This window comes from Deltaproteobacteria bacterium GWC2_55_46 (genome assembly GCA_001595385.3).
Classification (GTDB): Bacteria; Desulfobacterota; GWC2-55-46; order GWC2-55-46; family GWC2-55-46; genus UBA5799.
On sequence record LVEI03000001.1, the window covers coordinates 923,825 to 946,877 of the forward strand.

The 23,053-nt window shown below is 56.7% G+C and carries 20 protein-coding genes; 3 read left to right on the plus strand and 17 right to left on the minus strand.

Features of this window, described 5'->3' with window-relative positions; genetic code table 11:
• Positions 1-46 precede the first annotated feature (46 nt).
• The 8 genes from A2V21_304410 to A2V21_304445 all read right to left on the minus strand — a co-directional run bounded on the left by A2V21_304410 (position 47) and on the right by A2V21_304445 (position 8,510).
• Positions 47-1,612 (minus strand): hypothetical protein, encoded by a 1,566-nt coding sequence (locus A2V21_304410; protein OIJ73571.1) that lies wholly within the window; start codon positions 1,610-1,612, stop codon positions 47-49.
• Complete coding sequence (locus tag A2V21_304415; GenBank protein ID OIJ73572.1) at positions 1,609-2,724, minus strand: molecular chaperone DnaJ; 1,116 nt, start codon at positions 2,722-2,724, stop codon at positions 1,609-1,611. Before A2V21_304415 ends, A2V21_304410 begins: the two co-directional genes overlap by 4 nt.
• Before the next feature lie 6 nt (positions 2,725-2,730).
• Positions 2,731-3,273: a nucleotide exchange factor GrpE gene (locus A2V21_304420; GenBank protein OIJ73573.1), complete on the minus strand. Its 543-nt coding sequence runs from the start codon at positions 3,271-3,273 to the stop codon at positions 2,731-2,733.
• 163 nt (positions 3,274-3,436) lie between these two features.
• Complete coding sequence (locus tag A2V21_304425) at positions 3,437-4,462, minus strand: heat-inducible transcription repressor HrcA (protein OIJ73574.1); 1,026 nt, start codon at positions 4,460-4,462, stop codon at positions 3,437-3,439.
• 130 nt (positions 4,463-4,592) lie between these two features.
• Entirely contained in the window at positions 4,593-5,777 is a 1,185-nt protein-coding gene (locus A2V21_304430; GenBank protein OIJ73575.1) for a hypothetical protein, read from the minus strand.
• A complete protein-coding gene (locus A2V21_304435) occupies positions 5,729-6,196 on the minus strand; it encodes a hypothetical protein (GenBank protein OIJ73576.1) in 468 nt (155 codons plus the stop codon). Before A2V21_304435 ends, A2V21_304430 begins: the two co-directional genes overlap by 49 nt.
• Positions 6,197-6,225: 29 nt before the next feature.
• Positions 6,226-7,506, minus strand: coding sequence for a hypothetical protein (locus A2V21_304440; GenBank protein OIJ73577.1), 1,281 nt, complete (start codon positions 7,504-7,506; stop codon positions 6,226-6,228).
• A 134-nt stretch (positions 7,507-7,640) separates the two neighbouring features.
• Positions 7,641-8,510, minus strand: coding sequence for a hypothetical protein (locus A2V21_304445; GenBank protein ID OIJ73578.1), 870 nt, complete (start codon positions 8,508-8,510; stop codon positions 7,641-7,643).
• A 230-nt stretch (positions 8,511-8,740) separates the two neighbouring features.
• Here A2V21_304445 and A2V21_304450 point away from each other — a divergent pair, with 230 nt between their 5' ends.
• Positions 8,741-9,223: a hypothetical protein gene (locus tag A2V21_304450; GenBank protein OIJ73579.1), complete on the plus strand. Its 483-nt coding sequence runs from the start codon at positions 8,741-8,743 to the stop codon at positions 9,221-9,223.
• Between the two features lie 298 nt (positions 9,224-9,521).
• On the opposite strand, the gene A2V21_304455 is transcribed toward A2V21_304450, so the two are convergent.
• The 7 genes from A2V21_304455 to A2V21_304485 form a co-directional block, all read right to left on the minus strand.
• A complete protein-coding gene (locus A2V21_304455; protein OIJ73580.1) occupies positions 9,522-9,953 on the minus strand; it encodes a hypothetical protein in 432 nt (143 codons plus the stop codon).
• A 186-nt stretch (positions 9,954-10,139) separates the two neighbouring features.
• Positions 10,140-12,791 (minus strand): hypothetical protein, encoded by a 2,652-nt coding sequence (locus tag A2V21_304460; GenBank protein OIJ73581.1) that lies wholly within the window; start codon positions 12,789-12,791, stop codon positions 10,140-10,142.
• Positions 12,788-13,363: a hypothetical protein gene (locus A2V21_304465; GenBank protein OIJ73582.1), complete on the minus strand. Its 576-nt coding sequence runs from the start codon at positions 13,361-13,363 to the stop codon at positions 12,788-12,790. The genes A2V21_304460 and A2V21_304465 overlap by 4 nt, the downstream gene beginning before the upstream one ends.
• A gap of 15 nt (positions 13,364-13,378) precedes the next feature.
• A complete protein-coding gene (locus A2V21_304470; GenBank protein ID OIJ73583.1) occupies positions 13,379-13,564 on the minus strand; it encodes a hypothetical protein in 186 nt (61 codons plus the stop codon).
• Between the two features lie 4 nt (positions 13,565-13,568).
• The gene (locus A2V21_304475; GenBank protein OIJ73584.1) at positions 13,569-13,907 is read right to left on the minus strand and encodes a hypothetical protein; all 339 of its coding nucleotides are present in this window, start codon (positions 13,905-13,907) and stop codon (positions 13,569-13,571) included.
• A 10-nt stretch (positions 13,908-13,917) separates the two neighbouring features.
• Positions 13,918-16,053, minus strand: a complete 2,136-nt coding sequence (locus A2V21_304480; GenBank protein ID OIJ73585.1) for a hypothetical protein — start codon at positions 16,051-16,053, stop codon at positions 13,918-13,920.
• Between the two features lie 229 nt (positions 16,054-16,282).
• Positions 16,283-16,450: a DUF1328 domain-containing protein gene (locus A2V21_304485; GenBank protein OIJ73586.1), complete on the minus strand. Its 168-nt coding sequence runs from the start codon at positions 16,448-16,450 to the stop codon at positions 16,283-16,285.
• Positions 16,451-16,702: 252 nt separating this feature from the next.
• Between A2V21_304485 and A2V21_304490 the strand changes: the two genes are divergently transcribed.
• Entirely contained in the window at positions 16,703-17,344 is a 642-nt protein-coding gene (locus A2V21_304490) for a hypothetical protein (protein ID OIJ73587.1), read from the plus strand.
• A 64-nt stretch (positions 17,345-17,408) separates the two neighbouring features.
• On the opposite strand, the gene hppA is transcribed toward A2V21_304490, so the two are convergent.
• Positions 17,409-19,436 (minus strand): sodium-translocating pyrophosphatase, encoded by a 2,028-nt coding sequence (gene hppA / locus A2V21_304495; protein OIJ75047.1) that lies wholly within the window; start codon positions 19,434-19,436, stop codon positions 17,409-17,411.
• Between the two features lie 327 nt (positions 19,437-19,763).
• A complete protein-coding gene (locus A2V21_304500; protein OIJ73588.1) occupies positions 19,764-20,438 on the minus strand; it encodes a hypothetical protein in 675 nt (224 codons plus the stop codon).
• A 125-nt stretch (positions 20,439-20,563) separates the two neighbouring features.
• Here A2V21_304500 and A2V21_304505 point away from each other — a divergent pair, with 125 nt between their 5' ends.
• On the plus strand, positions 20,564-22,963 hold the full coding sequence (locus tag A2V21_304505) for a phosphoketolase (GenBank protein OIJ75048.1): 2,400 nt from the start codon (positions 20,564-20,566) through the stop codon (positions 22,961-22,963).
• The last annotated feature ends 90 nt before the right edge of the window (positions 22,964-23,053 follow it).

Below are 23,053 nucleotides of genomic sequence, written 5' to 3' on the forward strand. Positions count from 1 at the left end.
TCGGATATACTACGGGTTGCTGAAAACTCAAAATCACGTCAGGCTGCTAATTGCCGGCCTCTACTATGCGCCCGCCCTCTACCGTCAGGATAAAGAGCTTTTTCCGGGCCTCCCTCTTGCTGTTGAAAGAGATATCGCCTGTGGCGCCCCTGAACTCCTTCGTGGACCTGAGCCTTTCCTTTACCCCGTCCCTGTCGGCATCCACACTTGCCGCGTTCAATAGCATCCTCGCCGCGTCAAAGGCCTGGGCCGAGAGGGTCCCCGGGGCGTGGCCGAAGACCGAGCCGTAGCTTCTGGAGAACCCTTCCGCGCTTTCGCCCGCCGCGAAAAACCCGTCAACGAATACAGCCCCCTCGACGTTCTTTCCGGCCAGATCCACGAGCCTCGGAGAGTTCCATACGTTCGGCCCCATGAGCCTTACACCCTTTACATTATAATAATCGAGATAGGGGGCTATGAGGGCCACCGGCTCATGGGAATCCGGTATGAACAGGGCGTCGACCTTGATCGTGGGGTTGAATTCCCTTATCTTCCGCCTCCCCTCCATCCGCTCATTCACCTGAACGCCAAAGAGCCTCTTTATGGTCTCGCTGAAATCCATCGTGCCCTGTGGATAGGAGGCCTTACGGACGACAACCCCGCCTTTTGCCTTGACCGCGGCCTCAAAATGCCTGGCGAGGTCGACCCCATACGCGCTCTGCGGGTGGAGTATGGCGAACCGCCTGGCCGCCATAGGGCCAGCGGCGTAATCGGCAAGCGCCCTGGCCTGGTCCTCTGAGGTAAGAAAATTACGGAAGACGTAATCGCCCGCGTCGGTTATGCCGTCCTTCTGAGAGAGGGTGATAAGGGGGAGCTTCTGCGTCTGCGCGTGCCTGGCGGCCTCTGCGGCGGTAGAGCTCATAAGCGGCCCGATGGCTCCAACGACCCTTTTATTTGAGGCGAGCTCCGCCACCGCGCTCCATACAGATGATGCGTCCGTTATATCTTTTACTATTACATCCACCTCGGCTCCCCCGGTTCCCTGAGAGTCGCCGAAGACACCGGCCGCCATAAGGACCCCTGACAGGGCGTCCTCGCCAAAGGAGGCGTAGTCGCCCTTGAGCGGCAGGAGCACCCCTATGGCCGGAAGGTCTGCCTGGGGCTTCAAGCCGTAAGCGGCCTTTTCCACTTCCTTCAGGAACCTCGCCGAGCGCGCGCGCATCTGAAGGCTGGCGCCCTTATCGCGGCTTATCGCCTCGAAGGCAGCCCTGGCCTCATCTATCCTGCCTGTTCTGTAGTCGATGAGGGCAAGCTCGTAGGCGGCGTCGTTCCTGAACCTGCTCTGCGGGAAGTTCGCCAGGAGCATATGGTAAGCATCTGCGGCCCTCTGAAGCTCCTTCTTATCGCTGTATATGCGCCCCAGCCTCAAAAGGGCCTCGTCGATATACTCCGCTGACGGGTTGCCATCGACATAGGCCGCGAGCTTCTTTACGGTCTCTGCCTGGGCGCCCTTCAGGTCGAGCTCCTCAAAGATGGTCATGAGGTCGCCTCCCTTGCCGGGCCACGCGGCATGGGCCGTTGGGCCGGAGAGCGCGGCAAAGAGGACGAACAGTACTGTTATCGCCTTTATCATTCGAAGATTTCCTTGACCTTTGAAAAGAAGTTCTTCCTTAGAGGTGTTGTCTCCTCGCCGCTTATCTCGGCGAACTCCTGCAAAAGCTCCTTCTGCCTTTTGTTGAGCTTCGTCGGGGTCTCAAGCGTTATGACAACCCGCTCGTCCCCGCGCTTGCCTGTGTGGACCGAGGCTATGCCCTTGCCGGGCATCCTGAAGACCTTGCCGGACTGAGTGCCGGCTGGTATCTTGAGCTTCGCGGGCCCCTCGATGGTGGGCACCTCTATCTCGGAGCCGAGGGCCGCCTGGGCGAAACTTACGGGCACCTCGCAGATAACGTCGTCGTTCTCGCGTTTGAATATCGGGTGGGCGGCTACCGTTATGAAGATATAGAGGTCTCCCGACGGGCCGTTACGTTCGCCGTACTCGCCCTCCCCTGAAAGCCTCAACCTTGAGCCGGTATCGATCCCGGCGGGGATCTTGACGGTGAGCGGGGCAACCGACCTGGTCTTGCCAGCCCCCCTGCACTCCGTGCAGGGGTCCTTTATGGTGACCCCTTTGCCCTGGCAGCCGGGGCAGGTCCTGGCTATGCTGAAAAACCCCTGCTGGAACCTGACCTGGCCGGCGCCTCCGCAGGTGGTACATGTGGCCGGGCTGGTGCCTGGCTTCGCCCCGCTGCCCCCGCATGTATTACAGGCGACCGTCCTCGGCACCCTGATGGTCTTTTCCGTGCCGAAGGCCGCCTCATCAAACGTTATATCGAGGTCGAACCGGAGATCAGAGCCGCGCTCCGGGGCGGGCCTCCTCCTGCCTCCTCCGCCGCCGAAGAAATCAGAGAAAACATCCGTGAAGATACCCTGGAAGTCCGAGCCGAAGCCCCCGTACTCGCCGCCGACACCTGCGCCGGAGCCCGCGTAGCCGAAGCGGTCATAGTTGGCGCGCTTGCCCGGGTCTTTAAGCGTCTCATATGCCTCGTTTATGCGCTTGAACTTCTCCTCTTTTTCCTTGTCGCCGGCGTGCTTGTCGGGATGGTACTGGTGGGCGAGCTTCCGGAAAGCCCTCTTTATATCGTCTTCGGTTGCGTCCCTCGCGACCCCGAGTATCTTATAAAAGTCCTTCTCTTCGCGGTCCATTATCTATCAGTGCACCTCTGGCTTTTTAGCCACAGCCACCATCGCGGGCCTCAGAAGCCTTCCTTTCAGGTAATAGCCCTTCTGGAACTCCTTGACGACCGTCCCCGGCTCGGCCTCAGCTGTCTCTTCTTCCGTTATGGCATGGTGTATCGCCGGGTCGAACCTCTCGCCCGCGGCCTTGATCTCCTGGAGGCCGAACTTCTGGAGCGCGCCGAACATCTGGTCGATGGTGAGCTTGACTCCCTTTCTGAGGGATTCGAGGTTCTCCTCCCCGTTCGCGTGCTGAAGGGCCCTCTCGAAGTTGTCCACTATCGGGAGTACATCTTCTATAAGGCTCTCGTTGGCGAAGCTTATCGCCTCCGCCTTCTCCTTCTCCGTCCTTTTCCTGTAATTATCCAGGTCGGCGAGGGCGCGGAGATACTTGTTATTGTTCTCAGAGGCCTCCCTCGACTTGGCTTCGAGCTGTTCGGTCAAGCGCCGTATCTCCTCTTCCGGGGTCTCGGCTATCTGCGCCCCGGCCTCGTTTTCCTGCATCTCTTCTTTTTCCATGCCTTCGTCCTTCTCCATATGCGAATTCCCCGATAATCATTTTTTAAGGCGCCAGGCGCATAAAGTCATTGCACGGGCCTCAATAAAATTTAGGGCCGTGCGCCCGGAAAATCAACCCCTGGCACAGCGCCCCTTAAAAAAAAGTCTTTTCTGGATTTCCAGGCTACAGGACCTTGCTCAAAAGCCCGGAGGCATAATCCACAAGCGGGATGATCCTCGAATAATCCATCCGGACTGGCCCGGCAACCCCGAGTGTGCCGAGCGTTTCATTCCTGCCGTAAGGCGAGGTGACGAAGCTCAAGCCCTCAAAGCCCTCTACGGCGCTCTCAGAGCCGAGGTATATGCGGATACCGCTCTCCTCGAGGCTCTTGTCGAGTATCCTCACAAGGAGGCTCTTCTCCTCGAAGGCGGCGAATATCCTCTTCATCATCTCGATATCGCCCCTGAATTCGGGCTGCTCGATGATGTTGACCTTGCCCTCCACCACCACATCGCTCTCTTCCGGCCCCAGGTCGTTCTCAAGCGCCTGGGCCCCGAGCCTCAATGCCTTGGCGAGGAGCTCGTCGTAGAGGTTCTTGTCCCTGTGCATCTCCTCCACTATCCTGCCCCTCAGCTCCCTGATGGTCAGCCCCTCGGCTATGGAATTGAGGTAATTCGATATGCTCTCCAGCTCGAGCTTCTCGATGCCGGCCATGCGCACGACCTTGCTCTGCACAAGGTCGTTCCTGGAGACCAGGAGCACTATAAGGCCTGAAGAGTCTATGGGAAGCAGGTTTATATGCCTGATGACGAAGCTCTCGCGCCTGGGTATGAACATCAACCCGGCGCAATTAGTTATGGTCGAGAGCGCCTTGGCCGTGTCTGAAAGGATATCCTCTATGGCGGCGGTCTTCTCGCAGCCCTTCTTAAGGAGGTCCTTGTCCCCCTGCCCGGGCTCTTGAAACTCCCGCATGCTGTCTATGTAGAACCTGAAGCTCTTCTCGGTCGGGACCCGGCCCGCCGATGTATGTGGCTGATGGAGAAAACCGAGGCTTTCAAGCTCGGCCATGACGTTACGTATGGTGGCCGGGCTCACCCCGAGGGAATACTTCATGGCTATGGCCTTTGAGCTTACCGGCTCAGCGGTCCTTATATAGTCCTGTACTATAGCCTTGAGTATATTGCTTGTACGTTCGGAAAAGCCGTTCATACCCCGATAAGACCCCTTAAAGTACGGGCGTTTTTAAAAAAAGAACTGATTCTATTATATACGAATCCCCATCAATAGCCCAATAAAAATAACAGCCGCAAAAAGGCTTGTCAAGGACGTATGGCCAGCGTCAGATAATCCTTACGGCCACCTCGTTTAAAAGAAGAAGGCCCCTTTGCGTAAGACTTATATCCTCGCCTTTTTTCTCTACAAACCCGTCCCTTACAAGTGTATCAAGGCCGCCGAGCGCCTCGATGGTAGACAGGCCGAACCTTTCCCTGAAGCGCGAGCCGTCTATCCCTTCCTCCACCATCCTGAGCCCCAGCATGACGGCTTCGAACATGGCCTCGCGACGTGTAAGCTCCTCGCTGCCATCTATGGGAGGGCTCCCTTCCCCGACCACGCGCATATAATCTTCAGCGCCAGAGATATTCCACCACCTCTTGCCCCAGCCGGGCCCCGGAAGGTAAGAATGTGCCCCGGCCCCAACCCCTATATAGCCAGCGCCTTTCCAGTAGAGCGTATTATGCGCGCTCTCAAAGCCTGGTATGGCGAAGTTTGATACCTCATAGTGCCTGTAGCCCGCGGACTTGAGCACCTCTATCGCCTTCAGGTACATCTCGGCCTCAGCCTCTTCCCCTGGCAAGCCAAGCTTACCAGGGCCGTACTTACGGTAAAAGGGCGTACCCTCCTCCACGGTCATGCCGTAAAGGGAGATATGCTCCGGCCTCAAGGCCGCGGCCCTGGATAAGGTCTCCTCCCACTGGCCTATCTCCTGCCCGGGGGTGGCGAAGATGAGGTCTATCCCGATATTGCGAAAGCCCGCGTCCCTCGCCCATTGGAAGGCCGCGAGCGAGGCTGAAGCCGTATGTCTCCTGCCAAGGGCTATGAGGGCGCTGTCCTCAAGGGACTGAAAGCCGATGGAAAGCCTGTTGACGCCCGCGCCCATATAGCCTCTGAGCTTTTGAGGGCTTATAGCGTCAGGGTTGGCCTCGATAGTCACCTCACGAGGCGCTCCGAGAAGGATTTCAACCGTTTCCATGAAGCGGCCTATTGCATTGGGAGAGAAGATGGATGGTGTGCCGCCGCCGAAGTAGACCGTCGCCGCACGCGCGGAGATACCCTCACTTTGAACGGACGACTCAAGCTCTTTGGCAAGAGAGTCGACGTATCTTTCTTCCGGCGGCCCGGCGGGGGGCGCCTCGACGGAATTGAAGGCGCAGTAGGGGCATTTCCTCAGGCAGAAAGGGATATGGGCGTATACGCCTATCTCGTCTTTTCCGCGTAGTCCCACAGCCTCTTGAATATGTCCCATGGCGAGATTATCCCCAGGAGCGTTCCCCTGTCGTCTACCACCAGGACCGATTCTGCATGTTTTTTCGCGTTCACGAGGAGGGCCGCCACTTCCATGCTCGAAGTCTCCGGGGAGACGGCTATGAAGTCCCTGTCGAGGAGGTCGGCCACCTTCTTTTGCGAAAGGGCGTCTATATTATGGACGAACTCCGGCAGCTCCGGGGCGAACCTTACGTCTGCGATAAGCCCCTCGCTCACATACCTCGGCAATATGGACTTAAGGAGGGTCCTCGGGGTTATTACGCCTACGACCTTTCCTTCCCCGCCAACGACCGGTATCTGCCGCACCCTGGAATCGCGCACCAGCTTGAAGGCGTCGAGCATGGTGGCCGCCACCGGGATCGTCAGCACTTCCTTTGTCATTATGGTAGCCGCTATCATAAGCCCCCTCCTTGAAGACCAATAAATTGCTATCCGAGAAACCTTATATAAATGTAGACCGTCGATATGGCGATGGATAAGAGCATCAGCGGATAGGCTATCAGCATGAACTTGAAGAACCTGATCTTGTGCCCGTTCCTGTGGGCTATCCCGCAGACGACCACGTTTGCCGAGGCGCCTATGATAGTGCCGTTACCGCCAAGGCATGCCCCGAGAGAGAGCGCCCACCAGAGCGGCAGCACCGCCGCGTCCCCGCCGAATGAAGGGGCCATGTCCTTTATAAGAGGTATCATGGTCGCAACAAACGGGATGTTATCGACTATCGATGAGGCGATTGCCGAACCCCATAGTATCACATAACCTGTCGTGGCCATATGCCCGCCGGTCGCCGCTATCATCTTATCGGCCATTAGCCTTATGAAGCCTACCTCGACAAGGCTGTGGACGACTATGAATAAGCCTATGAAGAAGAATATAGAGGTCCACTCGACCTTCTCCATCACGCTGTGCAGGTCCTCTTTGGAGATAAGCAGAAGGAAGGCCGCGCCGAAAAGGGCTATCGTGGCAGGTTCAAGGTGGAGCTGCCTCTGGAGCATGAAGCCCCCGATGACCATTGCCAGCACAAAAAGACACTTTCTGAGGAGAGGCTTGTCGGAGAGCGCCTCCGATTCCCTGAACTCCATTATCCTCTTCTTCTTCTCTTCCGACACCTTGAAGGACTTGCCGTAGATGAACCTCAAAGGTATGAGGGTAGCAATGAATATTATCGGGATAACCGGCCCAACGCCGAATACGAAGTCCATGAAGGTGAGGCCCGTAGCGCTCCCTATCATTATGTTAGGCGGGTCGCCTATGAGGGTCGCCGTGCCGCCGATATTGGACATGAGTATCTGAGAGACCAGGAAAGGATAGGGGTTGACCTCGAGCTCCTCCGCTATGAGGAGAGTTATCGGGACGGTAAGGAGGACGGTCGTTACGTTGTCGAGAAAAGCAGAGAGGATCGCCGTGACTATAGAGAGCGAGATGAGTATCTTCCAGGGGTCGCCCTTGGAGAGCTTCGCCCCCTTTATCGCTATGTACTGGAACATGCCGGTCTTCTGGCAGATGAAGACGATTATCATCATGCCTATAAGGAGGCCGATGGTGTTGAAGTCTATCCCGTGGACAGCGGCCTCCTGGCTGATGACGCCAAGGAGTATCAGCGAAGAGGCGCCGAGGAGCGCGACAACCGCCCTGTTCAGCTTGTCCCATATAAGAAGGGCGTACACGATCACGAATACCGCGATCGCGAGGTAGAGCCTGTGTTCCATATAAGAAAGACTCCGGAAAACGGGATTTAGTGAAGGAGCGGGTATTATTATTGAATTCTATGAAAAAAGTCAAGCGGTCATTAAAGAAGCCGCGGTGCATCAAAAAGTCTTACAAATCAATATGATATAAGCCATCAGGCACCCTTCCCAATGGCCCGGTATTTTTTTGTGAACCCGACCGGCCTGTAGCTCTCCTTTGCCTTTCTTAAGCCGGTATCGCCCAGGTCCTGCTCCCGGTTGATCTGTGTATACTTATCCGGAAGTATGGCCGCGAAGCTTTTGACAACGAACTGCAGAAGCCCCTTCAGCCCTGAGACCCCTTTCTCGAAATGGATGACAAAGGTCGAGCTGTTGAGCTCCTCTCCCAATGTGTAAGCGGCGGGAGAGCCTTCTACAAAATAGATGGCGCCGCAAAGGCCGAGCTCTTCAGAGCGCTCGAGGGCCTCTTTCGCCGCCTCATAATCACCAGGCTCCTGCTGCCTTGACCTCCACTCATCGAGTACCTTGAGGGCCTCTCCCACGTACCCTTCCTGAAAGGGCCTGGCCTCGTAGTTGTAAGATCCCGTAAAATAGTTCACGAGGTTCTTCTTCCTGTGGAACCTGCGCCCGGCAAGCCTTGACAGCTCTTCGCGGGAATAGATGTAATCGTAGTTGTCCCTGTCTTCCGTGACCTCGTAGCCGAGCGATAGCAGCCTTCCGGCAACTCTTTCAGGTACGCATTTCATCGATGAGAACCTGCCGAAAAGCTCGCGCAGCAATTCCGCTGAAGGAAGGCCTGCGGGGAGCATGAAAAAGTCCTCGCCCCTGTCATTGCCGGCGATGACAGGGCTTCCGTCCGGCAGGAGAGATAGCCTGTAGTTGTGGGCAGCCCTGAAAAGATAAAGATTGGCGAAGGTGAACTCGGCTACCTCCGGCTCGAGCCCCCTCAGAAGCGGGTAAAGAAGCGCCCTGGCATCGAGCGTAAGCGAAGTAAAATCAGGATATCTGTCGACCTTGAAAGGCATATCGCTCCTGTCTGAAAAGATCAGCCCTTTAGCCCTTTTAATTTTATCCCACCTTTACTACTTTTAATCGATTTCAGGGCCGATAAGAAACTTCATTTAAAAACCCTATCATTTTCAACTACTTAAGCAACGGAAGAGTCAAGCTTACGTTGAAATACTCACAGCTCCGGTGACCAGGGTCACTGCCCCTTGTAGCTATCGGTGATATAAGAAGGCTGTGTCAGAATCCGTTGAGGAGGAAAAGGGCCATGAAGAGATTCAGCAGGTTTTTAGCGATATCGACTCTGTTCGCATTCGCCTCCGGAATAGCCCAAGCTGAGCTGGTCCCGATCTATGGCCCGGTCTATGTCGCGAAGAGCGAGAAGGACGTCGAGCACAGGGGCACAGAGGCACGGTTCACCTTCTCGGCGCCGGTTGCAGGCAGCGGTAAGATAGTCGTCAAGAACGGCGGGGACTCTGGCAAGAGGTCGCGGGCCGCGAGCGCGGAGATAGAGCTTAACGGGCTTGACGTAGCAAAGCGCAAGGACTTCAACAAGCATGTAGAGGTGCTCGAATACGAGGTAAGCCTCCTTTCAGAGAACAAGATGGAGGTCGAGGTAAAGTCCTGCAGGAAGTGCGAGATAGAGATAACTGTGATGGGAGAGAAGCCTGCGCCATTGCCGGCCCCTCTTCCCCCGGAAAGAGCGCCTCTGCCCCCTGAGAGGCTGCCCTGAGAGGCATAAAGCAAAGAACTCCCGCTCCTACACTCCCTCAGGCCCCGCGTCCATCCCCCCTGACTAACAGGACGCGGGGCCTGCCCACCAAAACAAAGTCCGCTCAATGAACACATCACACACATCACCGCCGCAAGCATCGGAGTATCTGAATATCCTTCTATAACGCTTCTGCTCCCTCTCCACACCGGGGAGAGGATAAAAAACAGCGCGGCAAGCAACTGGTATTAAAACCCTGTGAGAAAATAAAAAAAGCCCCGCGCTCACAAGCGCGGGGCTTTTCAGAAGCTTTAGTCCGCTAACTGGCGATCTTCTCGACCAGGATGCCCAAGAACCTGTTGACTACGTTCTGTCTGGGGAGAAACGATATCATGGGCTTTCTGCGAAGACCCAGGCTCTTCATCTCGCTCAGCAGGGCGAAATGGTCGCTGTCGAACTTGAGCCCCTTCCTGAAGGCCCTCACGGCCACGGACTTCTGGCCGTTAAGCAAAAATATCCTGCCAAGGTTCAGGTATATCTCTGGGTTATAAAACTCCTTTTCAGCCGCCATGAGACAGAGCGATATGGCCTTGTCAAAGTTACCTTCAACGCTTGCCAGGCTCACGGCATAATATGACGTTGCCGTGGGGTGCTGGGTAAAGCAGAGGTCCTGGTCAAAGACCTTTACCGCCTCGTCAAACCTCCCCGCCCGCGCAAGCCCGATACCTCTTTCGATCACTTCATTGCTCATAGATAGCCTCCTAAGGAATGGACCGGTTTATCTGGAGTAAACGTCAGTCAAAAAGGTAGATGAAGTCCGAAAGACGATTGTCGTTGGTTCGATAATAAACCTGAAGAGGATTTTTTTATGTGACGCGGGTCACCGAATTTGGAGGGAAGGCGCTCTGGGTTAAGGCAATCGGTTGGAATTACAATGTCACTGTAGCTTTAGCCCTGTCTCTACGAGCTTTTCCTCAGGGCCGTACTTTACAGCCAACTCTCCGGAAGAGCTTAAGCAGAAGGTCAGGCGCACTTCATCAGGCACATTTTCCCCGAAGGACAATGTCACCGGCTTGAGCCCTGTAAGGCCCGCCTCAGCGGCCTCCTTTATCTCCTGCTTGAGGAACTCGACCCCTTGCTCAGAGACCCACCTCCTTACGAGCGTGCTTTCAGGTATCTCGAAGAGCTCTATCGTGACCTCCTTCTGGAGCCCCAGCTTCCTGGCGGGCTTAACGCTGAAGCTCTTCTCCAGGGGCAGCTGCTCCCCCTTTTCAAGCACGATAGAGTACGAGTGGGTCACGTCCTTGCCATGCGGCGAGTACCTGAGCGCATAGGCAACCGCCAGGTGCCTGTCGGTTACCTCCCTTGTCCCGTAGGAGGCGGCGCCCATACAGACGGCCGTAAGCGGGCTGTGGTCGTATATCAGATTCCTTCCCCTCAGCTCCGGGAATATGTCGCCGATCTTCTCCTTAAAGGACGGTATCTGGGAAGAGCCGCCAGTCAAGAGCACGGCGTCTATCATCTCTTTCCTGAGCCCCACCTTCTCGGCCCTCTTGAGGATACCGACAACGGCCCTGTCTACGGAGCTATAAAATTCGCGCCCGTCAAGGACCTCCTCAAACTCGTCCCTCGTCATCCTGCACGCCTCCCGCCCGTTCCAGATGAACGGGGCATCCCTTCTCTCGGAAAGCCTTATCTTCACCTCTTCGGCGGCGAGCATAAGATTGTACTGGGACGCGCCCTCTATCCCGGCCTTCTTGCCGAGGTACTCCGAGAGCCAGAGGTCTATGTCATGGCCGCCGAGCATAAGAGCCCTCTCGGGCTTCGCCACGATATGGACCTCGTTCATGTTGAGCCTCACGAGCATCGTATTGAAGGTGCTGCCCCCGAAGTCCACGACCATTATGAGCCTGTCCTTCTCATCGACCACCTGGTATCCGACAGCGGCGGCCAGCGGCTCTTCTATAAGCTCTACCCTCGCACCCTTCATGACCTTCCCGGCTATCTCCCTTAGCGCAAAGCTGTAGTCCTGGTAGCCGACCGGCACGGTTATGTATATGACGTCGGCTGCGCTCCTGGGCAGGATGGAGAACCAGGGAGCGCCCGCGGAGGACTTCTTCAACTGCTGATAGAGGATCCTTATGAACCTCTCCATGTGCTCCCTGCCCCGCGGGTTACCTTCAAGGAGCATCTGCTTGATATTGGATATCGGGTCGCCGCCCGCGGCCTCCGCGCCTATGTTGTTGGTATCCGCGCTCAGAAGCGTCGGCACAAGTGAGATGTTGTCGTATTGTCTGGCCGCGGGGCCCAGGTTGATGAATTCCGGCGCCTCGTCCTTTTTCTTCCTCAACACAACGGTATTCGTGGCGCCCAAGTCTATCGAGACGCACTCGGATGACGCAAGGTCCCTCCTGCTGATGACGGCCCCGCCGGATTCAGGATGAAGTTCAGCTATGAATACAGGCCTTTCGACCTCCGCCCCGTGGAATGTGCTCTTCAATGTCTCCAGCCTGTCGACGACCTTCTTTACAGAATCGCGGAGCCCCCTGGGCTGGACCCAGACGTGGGTGTAGGGCTTGAGAGTCTCTAAAAAACGGGTGTCGTTCAGGGCGGCGCCGAACTTCTCGATCTCCTTGCCCAGTGTCTTCGCGTACTTCTCCCGCGCGAACCTGTTCTTCTTCGAATCGGTTATGCCGTTGTCCTCAGCGGAAAGTATGTAATCGACCACGTCGAATACATCCACGTCCTCCATCCATTTCCTGACTGTAAAAAAGGCGAGCGAGCGCTCTAAGGTCTTCTGTATAAGGGAAAAGAACTCACGCGCCCTTGGCGCTATCTGGAAGAGCTCTATCAGGCAGTACTCCCTGGCGAACGGATCTACCATCTCAAGGGTGGCGTCGAAGGCGTCCTCCATAGCCTTTAGCTCAAGGCCCCTCCACTGCCCTGTCTTCGGCAGCTCCCCCGCTATGGAGATGAGCGAGTACCTCCTGTAATACGGCTCGGCTATCGCGTGGGCGGCCGTTATCGCGAGCTCTATCGCCTCTTTATAGACCGGCTGGAAAGGCCCGTCCCTGGGCGCTATCCTCGCTACCCCAAGGAGCGTAAAGCTCGCGAAAAACGATATATCGCTCGCCTTGGGAAGCTCACTGGCTATCTTTTCCATGTTGGGCCTGGCAAAACGCGGGCTATCGGGCAGGCCGAGCGCGAGCCTCCACGCTCTCACCCTGAGGTCCAGAAATTCTTTCGTCCCGGGCAGCTCGTTTGCGAGCCTTGCCAGCTCGGTGACCCTGCGGTTGGTCTCATCGAGGGCATCCGCGGCTGCAAGGGCGGCTTCCATAGCCCTGATGTAGAGGCGCTGGAACGGTATAGTAAAGGGGATCTCTTTTACGAACTCGAGGAGGGCAAGCCTCCTGTCGGAGGGGTCCTCGATCCTGTCGAGGAGGTCAAAGGCGATCGTGAAAAGCTCTACAGCCTCCGCGGTTTTGGGAAGCTCCCTGCCGGCGCGGACTATGAGGCTCCGTATGCTCGAATTGTCCTGGGTATCTCTGGCGGTATCGATGTACCGCCTCGGGGCTTCGAGGTTGCTCATCTTATTTCCGGCCTGGCGGTTATGCGGCTGAACCCGGTCTCCCTCACCATCCCGTCGGCCCCTATGAAGACCTCTGACCTGCCCGGCATATAGAGGTCATGAAGGCTGTACCTCGGCGTGAGAAAATGGAAGCTCTGGTTCGTGGAGCCGCGGGGCAAAAGCGTAGCCTCCTGCCTGGTCTCATCATAAGGCCCGTCTACGAGTACATCTATCGACGCGAGGCAGGCTCTCATCGCGGGGTCCGCTTCTATCTCTTCGATCTTGAAGCCGGTATAGACGAGGGTCGTGAGTCCGCGCGCCCTGGCTGATTCGAGCAGAGCCTTCAACCCCCTTGGTTGCGAAAACGGCTCTCCGCCGCTCACGGTAAGGCCTTCGATATCTATCGCAACGTATCTTTCAAGGATGTCTTCGGCAGGGGTGAGAACGCCAGCGTCAAAGGGGTGCGTGGCAGGGTTAAAGCACCCCTCGCAGCGCCTCTGGCAGCCCTGGAAGAAGACAACGACCCTTTTTCCCGGCCCGTTGACGCTTGAGCGCGGCAGCACCGCGTGTATGTTTATGAGCCCGCCGTCCATAAAAACAGAGACCGGTCAATCCTTGGCGTCGAGCTTGACCCGGACATCGCCATCAAGGATCTCGTCCTTTTCCACAAAGCTCTCTATCTTTCCGAGGTGCTTTGTGAGCTGACTGGCGACCTCCTTGCAGTCATTGTAGACGCTGGAGTCTATCTCGACGCGTCCGTCCGGCGTTATTTTTATCCTTATCTGCCTGTCCATGCCCTTACCCTTTGAGGACTATCTGTATCTCGCCGGCCGTCTCGGTTTCGCTCGCTATCTCGAAATCCAGCGGCAGGTTGTCTTTTATCGATTCATAGGCGTATATCTGTTTGAGCCTGTTGGAGAAGGCGCCGACCACCCGGTTGTCCCCCGCCATCTGGTAGTTGCCTGTCTTCTCCTGCGACATGCTTATGATGTCCCCGTCCCTGTCGACCTCGACCGTATCCTTCCGGACGTTTTCCACGAAGCCGGTTATCTCGCCGCGCTTCTTTAATTCCTCAAGGGCGCAGACAAGATATTTCTTGCTCGAAAGCTCTGTTTTTATGACGGTGTAGAAAGACATCCTCTCTCCCTCACTGGACCGGGTTTTCCCTGAAGAAACGGTTGAGGCCTTCTCCGTTTATGAGCACTTCCCCTACGAGCTTCTCTACGAGGGCCATGACGACCTCTTTATTGTCAGAGACGACCTTGGCTGTGGCCTCCTTGGCCGAATCGAGTATCCTCTGGATGTCCTCCAATACGTCCCCGCCAGAGGTGAGGGCGTAGTCCTGGAGGACCATGAGGCTTTTGTTCCTCATTATCTCGCCGAAACCGTACTCGATGACCATCTTGCGGGCGATCCCGGTTGCCTGTATGAGGTCGTGAGAGGCCCCTACCGTCTTGGAGTCGTTCCCGATTATCTCGTCCTCCGCCACCATGCCGCCGAGTATGACGCCTATCTCCTTTTCAAGGTCCCTCTTTGTGTAGGTGGTCCTTATGGCCTCGTCTACCGGGATGAAGGCGGCGTAAGACTTATAGTTGTCTACGCTTACGAAGGCCGGGGTCTTGTTGAAGTAGAGCTTCATCATGACCGCGTGCCCGGCCTCGTGGATGGCTATGTTCCTCTTTTCCGTATCAGAGAGGGACTCGGCCCTCTGGAGGAAGAGCGACTTGGAGGCCGGCCTCGCCCTCTGGTGGCTCCATGCCCGGAGCTCCTCTATCTCCTCTTTCTTGAGTACCGAAAGGGGCGTTATGTGCCTTATGGACTTAAGGAGGCTCTCCTGCGTTACGTCAAGCGAAAGGAGCCCCTCTATGACCTCTTCGATGTTCCTGCCGCCATGGTCCTCGTGGAGCTGGTTGAAGATGGTCACCACGGCGTCCTTTACCGCCTGCTCTATCTCGGCGCCTGTGAAGCCCTGGCTGTTGAGCGAAAGCTCCTTTACGTCGAGGCGCGAGAGGTTCTGGACCCTCCTTTCGAGGTGTATCCTGTATATCTCCTCGCGCTCCTCCTGGCTGGGGAGGTCGACGAAGAAGACCTCGTCGTAGCGCCCCTTCCTCCATAGCTCCGGCGGCAGGTTCTTGGGCTCGTTCGCGGTCGATATGACGAAGACCGGGTGCTCCTTCTCCTGAAGCCAGGTGATGAAGGTCCCGAAAACGCGGAGCTGGGTGCCCGAATCGCCCTGGTAGCCTCCGATGCCGCCGAAGGCCTTGTCTATTTCGTCTATCCAGAGTATACACGGGCTTACAGCCTCGGCAAGCTGTATGCACCTTCTTATGTTCTTCTCGGATTCTCCGACGGTGGAGCCGAACAGGCGCCCCACGTCGAGGCGCAGAAGCGGCAGGTTCCAGATGCCGGCAAGGGCCTTGCAGCAAAGGCTCTTTCCCGAACCTGGCACGCCTATCAAAAGGAGCCCTTTCGGGACATCGAGGCCGAGGGTGGATATCTTGTCGCGAGAGAGCCTGAAGACGTGCTCCCTCTCTACAAACCACTTCTTTATCTCGCTTAAGCCCCCGATATTCTCTATCGTCTCCCTGTGCGGGTAGTAATCCAGTATCTTCTGTTTTTTGATGATCTGCTGCTTTTCGTCCTGTATATATGAGATGCAGTTCTCGTTAAGGAAGCCGTTATTGAGGCTTATCGCCTTCCTGATGACGCGCCTTATATTATCCATGGAAAGGCCCTGGAGCGACTTGTAGAGGATAGACCTGGTGGAGGCGTGCCAGCTTGCCGGGATCAGATGTCCGTATGTCCTGGAGACCATGTCGGCAATCTCATCGTAGTCCGGAAGCGATAGCTCTAAAACTACTATGTCCTCTTCAAGTTCCGGGGGTATTTCGCTCAAGGTCGGAGAGACGATGCAAACGGTATTGACGGTGTGGCGCTCGTCTATTATCGCCGGGAGGTCGCGGAAGCGCCTCAGGAACTCATGGGAATTGAAGTAGGAGGCTATGTCCTTCAAGAGAAAGAAATTGCTGACATTCTCGCCCTTGATTATCTTCTCCTCTATTACGGAGAGGATCTTCTCCCTGCCTATGGGCTCCCTTTTCTTCTTCTCGCCCCCGTACAGGCCCCTGGATACCGACCAGGACCAGAAACTGAGCTTCATGGAATCGCAAAGCGATTCCACAATCCTTTCCACCCTCCGCTCCTCAAAGGAGACGAGCCAGAGGATGGGGTACCTGGCCTCGATATGTATCCGTATCTCGTTCTCGAAGTCTCTGGCGTTCATACCTGAACCCTTTGGGATATCAAGATATCATAATCATAACACAACATACCCCCGGTTCACACCTGAAAACCTACGTATGAAAAGGGGTTTTTCAGAAAAGGGCACGTTTCTTGTTCCATTTTTGGGGGTGTCGACAATATAGCATATTTACGGGGTTTGGAAATAAAAAAAGAGGCCGCGGGACTCGCTCGCAACCTCTTTTGGCTGACGGGCAAATTGCAAACCTGGTTCAGGCGGCGGGCCTGCCCCTGCCAGCGATGAGAGAGACGACGAAGAGTATGATGAAGACCACGAAAAGGAGCTTCGCGATCCACGCGGCGGTCCCCGCTATCCCGGCGAAACCCAGCACGGCCGCGATTATGGCTATTATGAGGAATGTTATCGCCCATGAAAGCATAAGTATCCCTCCTATTTCCCTGAACGCCTGACCCCGTTGCCAGAAAGACCAGGCTTCAGCGCCTTATTTACCTGATTACCTTGATTATATATCGGAGGGGCGGGGTGTCAAATCGCTCGTAAATACAGGCCTCAGGCGGCCTGGCAAAGGTGCCGTGCCCATATTGAGCAACGTTTAAAGCCGCCATTGACTTGAGCGGCCCGCATAACTTATAGTGTTGTGGTTTCGCACACCCGGACAAAAGAGGGGAATATGGAGCTTATAAAGGATTTCATAGAGATATTCATGCACCTGGACAGGCACCTGAGCGCGGTGATACAGGCATACGGGGGCTGGACCTACGCCATACTCTTTCTCATAATCTTCTGCGAGACAGGCCTTGTCGTAACGCCGATACTCCCGGGCGACTCGCTCCTTTTCGCCATCGGCAACTTCGCCGCCCTCGGTTCATTGAAGATAGAATACCTTGTAGCCGGCCTCTCGATAGCGGCGATACTCGGAGACTCCGTCAATTACGCCATAGGCCGCTACCTCGGCCCCAAGGTCTTCAAAAAGACGGATAGCAGGATATTCAGGAAGGAGTACCTCGACAGGACGCACAGGTTCTATGAGAAGTACGGCGCCAGGACGATAATATTCGCCAGGTTCGTGCCCATAGTCCGCACATTCGCGCCGTTTGTGGCTGGAGTCGGGGCCATGTCCTACGGCAAGTTCCTCATCTACAACATAACAGGAGGAATAGCCTGGATATCGATCTTCGTCTTCGGAGGCTACTTCTTCGGGAGCCTCCCCATAGTGAAGGAGAACTTCACCATCGTCATCCTCGCCATAATAGTGCTTTCGATAATGCCCGGAGTGATAGAGTTCATAAGGGCAAGGCGGCAGACGGCTTAAGGTAAAAGAGCTGAAAAAAAAGGCCCCGGCGGGAGAACCCTCCGGGGCCTTCGTTCATTTCAGCTTACGTGAAGAGCAGCGTCCCGAAGAGCACTGCCACAAGGTTTATGACCTTTATCATCGGGTTGATGCCCGGGCCTGCGGTGTCTTTATATGGGTCGCCGACGGTGTCGCCAGTAACGGCCGCCTGGTGGGCCGGCTTGTGCTTGCCGCCGTGGGCCCCTTCCTCTATGAACTTCTTGGCGTTATCCCACGCCGCCCCGCCGGATGTCATCTTTATAGCCACGAAAAGCCCGGTCACGATCGACCCGACGAGCACCCCGCCGAGGGCCTTGGGCCCAAGGACCACCCCGACCGCTATCGGCGCTATGACAGGTATGAGAGATGGTATGACCATCTTCTGTATGGCCGCCGTTGTGACGATATCGACGCATTTGCCGTACTCGGGCTGGGCGCTGCCATCCATTATGCCCTTTATCTCCCTGAACTGCCTTCTCACCTCGTCGACTATCGCCCCTGCCGCTTTTCCGACGGCCTTCAAGAGCTGGGCGGCAAAGTAGAAGGGCAGCATGCCGCCTATAAAGAGGCCTACCAGCACAAGCGGATCAGAGAGGTCGAATATGACCTGCGCCCCGCCGGTGGAGATGATCCTTGTATACTCGGCAAAGAGGACTATCGCGGCAAGGGCCGCCGAGCCTATGGCGTATCCCTTTGTGACGGCCTTGGTCGTATTGCCGACCGCGTCGAGCGGGTCCGTAATGGCCCTTACGGAACTGCCCATATTCGCCATCTCGGCGATGCCGCCGGCGTTATCTGTAATGGGGCCGAAGGAGTCTATCGCGACGACTATCCCTGCCATGGTGAGCATGGCCTCAGCCGCGACAGCCACGCCGAAGAGCCCGGCGAGGTGGAAGCTCGCGAGTATGGCCCCGGCTATTACCAGGACCGGCAGGGCCGTCGCCTGCTTGCCGACAGCCAGCCCGGCTATGATATTGGTAGCGTGGCCGGATATCGACGCCGAGACTATCTCCTGGACCGGGCTGTAGTGCTTGGCGGTGTAGTAGTCCGTTATCACGACCAGCGCTATCGTAACGGCCAGGCCTATAAGCGCGCACAGGTAATAACTGGACCAGCCTATGCCCCCGACCCCGTCCATCAGGTAGTAGGTGACAGGGTAGAAGGCCGCCGCCGCGAGCACGGCTGTGGCGACGAAGCCCTTGTAGAGGGCGGCCATTATGTTGTTGCTCGAGCCGACCTTTACGAACCAGCTGCCTATTATAGTCATAATTATCGCGGCCCCGCCGAGGACCAGCGGGAAGAGCATCGCCGTCTGCGATCCTGGGAAGAGGATATGGGCCAGCGCCATCGTGGCGACCGTCGTGACGGCGTAGGTCTCGAAGAGGTCCGCAGCCATGCCGGCGCAGTCGCCGACATTGTCGCCGACGTTATCGGCTATTACGGCCGCGTTCCTCGGGTCATCCTCCGGTATCCCGGCCTCTAACTTTCCGACGAGGTCAGCCCCGACGTCCGCGGCCTTCGTATATATGCCGCCGCCGACCCTCGCGAAAAGGGATATCAAGCTGCCGCCAAGGCCGAGGGAGAGTAAAGAGGCCACCGCGTGCCCCTCGTCTGCTACACTTATGGCTACAACATAGAAGCCTGTTACCGCCAGAAGGCCCAGGCCTATGAGGAGGAGGCCCGTTACAGCCCCGCCCCTGAATGCCACCTGCAACGCGGCGTTGAGGCCATTGTGCGCGGCCTGCGCCGTCTTGGCGTTGGCCCGTACCGCCACCATCATGCCGACATAGCCGGAGATGCCTGAGGCCACGCCGCCGACCAGGAAGCCGCATGCGGTAAGCAGGCCAAAGTGCTTTGACCATGAACCAGCTACCCAGAGGAGCACGAATATCACCGCGGCCACAACTGCCACTGTCTTGAACTGCCTCGCCATATAGGCTGAAGCGCCTTCATGGATAGCGGCCTGGATCTTCCTCATCTCCGGGGTCCCGCCATCCAGCCCTTTCACCCAGAAGGCAAGATACACGGCATAGATGATGCCCAGCACCGCGGAGCCCAGAGCGAACAGGATCATCAACGATGAGCTTTCCATTACACGTTTCTCCTTTGCAGATTTGTGATTATGTGCCGCAAACAGAGGTGATCGACGCAGTCAGGTTTATCCGCCTGGGCTGCCGGTGGAACGGGAAACCGAAACAACTGGAACCTCAATTACAGAGCTACAGCCTGTCAGAAACCGTAATCGAAAGTATCTCTGAGCCAGATACGTACAGTTCTCGTCTTTTTTTAGAAGGGAGTTATCAGCAAGGGCCGATAAACTCTGGTTGGATTAGTACAAGGAATGTACCATTTCTAATTGCCCTAAATCAACAATTCTATTCTGGCAGGTTCCAGGAAAATGTCAAAGGAGGTGCCTGTTAGACCTCTCCCAGGCCGTAGCGAGCTGGAATAGCTTGAACTCCTTTTCTTTTCGCCTGAACTCTCTTGAATGGACGCTCATCCTCTCCCCTTTGCGCTCCATGCCGAGGTGGGCGTGAAGCATCTCATGGTAGACGATGAACTCGACAAAGAACCGGGGTACGGCAGGGGAATCGAGGATCGCGGAGACCCTGACGGTCCGGGAGGCGAATGAGTACGAGCCGAGCGTTCTTCTGCGCACCCTGCCGGGCTGTCTCCTTGACCATGTGATAGAGGCGGCTATAGAGCCGCTGAAGTACTCGCGGTTGACAGCGCCGAATATCTCGGCGAGGTCATGGCACCTGCCGCTCGGCCGAAGCCGCTCATTCCTGGGCTTGCCCTGTAGCTCCAGGCGCTTATCCCTTATAAAGCGGTTCACGAGCGGGGTCTTTATACGGCTGCCGGCTATGAAGCGGCCTAACTCCCCGAGGACCTCTTTAGGCGCGGAAAGGAATATCCTGTGGAGCCTTAAGGCTACCTCGCCCTGCCCTCCCTTCGCGGAGACCATCCTCGTTGAATTATCTGTGACTGTAATCGAGACAGCGCGCCCTGAGGCCCGCTCAATGAGTTCCCTTACGTGGCTTAAGTCTTGTGTGAACGGGATCGGAAGCTGTTCCATAAGTGGGCGTATTGTAAGGGCCGGCGCCCCTGTTTTCAAGAAGAAACAAAGAAGGACGGTCTTCTCCTGGCTGTTGCCCGCTTCGATCCTCAGAATGTGATAAAGTTTAATGTATAAATATGGAGGTGACGATGAAGAGCCATGAAAAGGCAAAACGCGATTATGCGGCCGGCACGGCGGTAGACCGGTACTTCAGGGCCGTAAACTATCTCGCCGCCGCGCAGATATACCTTAAGGACAACCCGCTCATGGAAGAGCCTTTGAAGGCCGGGCACGTTAAGGAGCGGCTCCTGGGCCATTGGGGCACCGCCCCCGGCATAAACCTCACCTACCTCCACCTCAACAGGCTCATACTGAAGACCAACGCGAGCGTCCTTTTCGTGACCGGGCCCGGCCACGGCGCGGCGGCCAACCTCGCGAACATGTACCTTGAGGGCGCCCTCACCGAGATATATCCGGAGCTTACGCTCGACATGGAAGGCTTGAGAACGTTCCTCAAATGGTTTTCATGGCCTGACAGGTTCCCCAGCCACCTTAACCCGGCACTCCCCGGGGTAATACACGAGGGTGGCGAGCTCGGCTATGCCCTTTCGACCTCATACGGAACGGTGCTCGACAACCCGGGGCTCATTACCGTCTGCCTTGTGGGCGACGGCGAGGCCGAGACCGGCCCCACCGCCGGGGGCTGGCACTCGAACAAGTTCCTGAACCCGGCTACCGACGGGGCTGTGCTTCCGATACTGCACCTTAACGGCTTTAAGATATCCTCCCCCACCATATTCGGCACCATGACCGACGAGGAGCTTACAAGCCTTTTCAGAGGCTACGGCCACGGGGTTGAGATAGTCTCCGCCGGTACAGACGTGCATGACGAGTATGACGCGGCGCTCGACAGAGCCTACGACAAGATACGAGCGCTTCAGGGCGCATCGAGGGCCGGGAAGATGCCAGAGAGGCCCAAGTGGCCCATGATAATACTCAAGACCCCCAAGGGCTGGACGGGGCCCAAGAAGATGGACGGCAAGATTGTGGAAGGCTCCTTCAGGTCGCACCAGGTGCCTGGAAAGGACTTGATCAAGAACACGGCCCACATGAAGGCCATAGAGGAATGGCTCCGCTCATACAGGCCATGGGAGTTATTCGACAGGGACGGAAGGCCAGCCCAGGATATCCTTTCGCAATGCCCGGCTGGCGAGCTAAGGATGTCCATGAACCCATACAGCATAGGCGGCAGGAAAAGGGTCCCGTTAAAGCTACCGCCGCTCGATGAGCGCTGGGTAGAGGTGAAGGGCCGGGGCGCAAAGGAGGCGAGCGCGATGGAGGCGCTCGGCCAGTACTTTAAAGACCTCATGATAAGGAACCGCGAGGAACGGAACTTCCGTATCGTCTGCCCGGATGAGCTTGAATCGAACAGGCTAGAGGCCGTCCTCGACGTCACCAACAGGCAGTACGTATGGCCGGTGCCGCCAGGGTCCGAGAAGATCGGCCCTGAAGGCATGGTCCTTGAGGTCCTAAACGAGCACAACTGCCTTGGATGGCTCGAAGGCTATCTCCTTACCGGCAGGCACGGGGTCTTCCCGTGCTACGAGGCATTCCTGCAGATAGTGGACGGCATGGCCAACCAATACTCGAAGTTCCTGAAATCCGCCCTCGAGGTGCCATGGAGGCTCCCTATATCGTCCCTCAACTTCATCCTCACCTCGGAGGCCTGGAGGCAGGAGCACAACGGCTACTCCCACCAGGGGCCTGGCTTCATAAATAACCTCCTTACGAAAAAGGGCTATATCTACCGCATATACCTGCCGCCTGACGCGAACACGCTCCTTTGCACCATCAGCAACGCCCTTGCCTCGACCGACCAGATAAACCTGATCATCGCGAGCAAACAGCCGATGGCGCAGTGGCTTACCATGGAGGAAGCCATCGAAGACTGCCAGGCGGGCATAGGCATCTGGAGCTGGGCGTCGACCAACGGCGGCGAGGACCCGGAGCTTGTGCTCGCCGGGTGCGGCAACAACCTGACGCTTGAGGTGATGGCAGCGGCGCGGATATTGAGAGAGGAGGCCCCGGACTGGAGGATACGCGTCGTGAACGTCATAGACATACTCGTGCTCGGCATACCGCAGAAGTACCCGGGCGGGCTCGATGAGGCGCGGTTCCAGAGGATATTCCCTCTCGACTGCCCGGTCCTCTTTAACTTCCACGGATACACCTCAGCCATAAAACAGCTCGTCTGGGAGAGGCCCGGCAACAGCCGCTTCGACATAAACGGCTACAGGGAGGAGGGCACGACCACCACCCCCTTTGACATGCTGGTGCGTAACCGCGTCAGCAGGTACCACCTGGTCATGAAGGCCGCCGAGGAGATAGCCGCCGGAGACCCCGGCAAGGCGGCCCTGGCGGAGAAGCTCGTGATCAAGTACTCAAGAAAGCTCATCGACCACAGAAATTACATAGACCAGTTCGGGATCGACCCGCCTGAGATACTCAACTGGAGATGGCAGCCTGACGGGGGCAGGAGATGAACGGCGTTACCCCCCATCACCTTCGATTGACTTATCCTTATACGGATATAGACTTTATGTAAGCTTTTTACCATGCCGTATCCCGGCCAC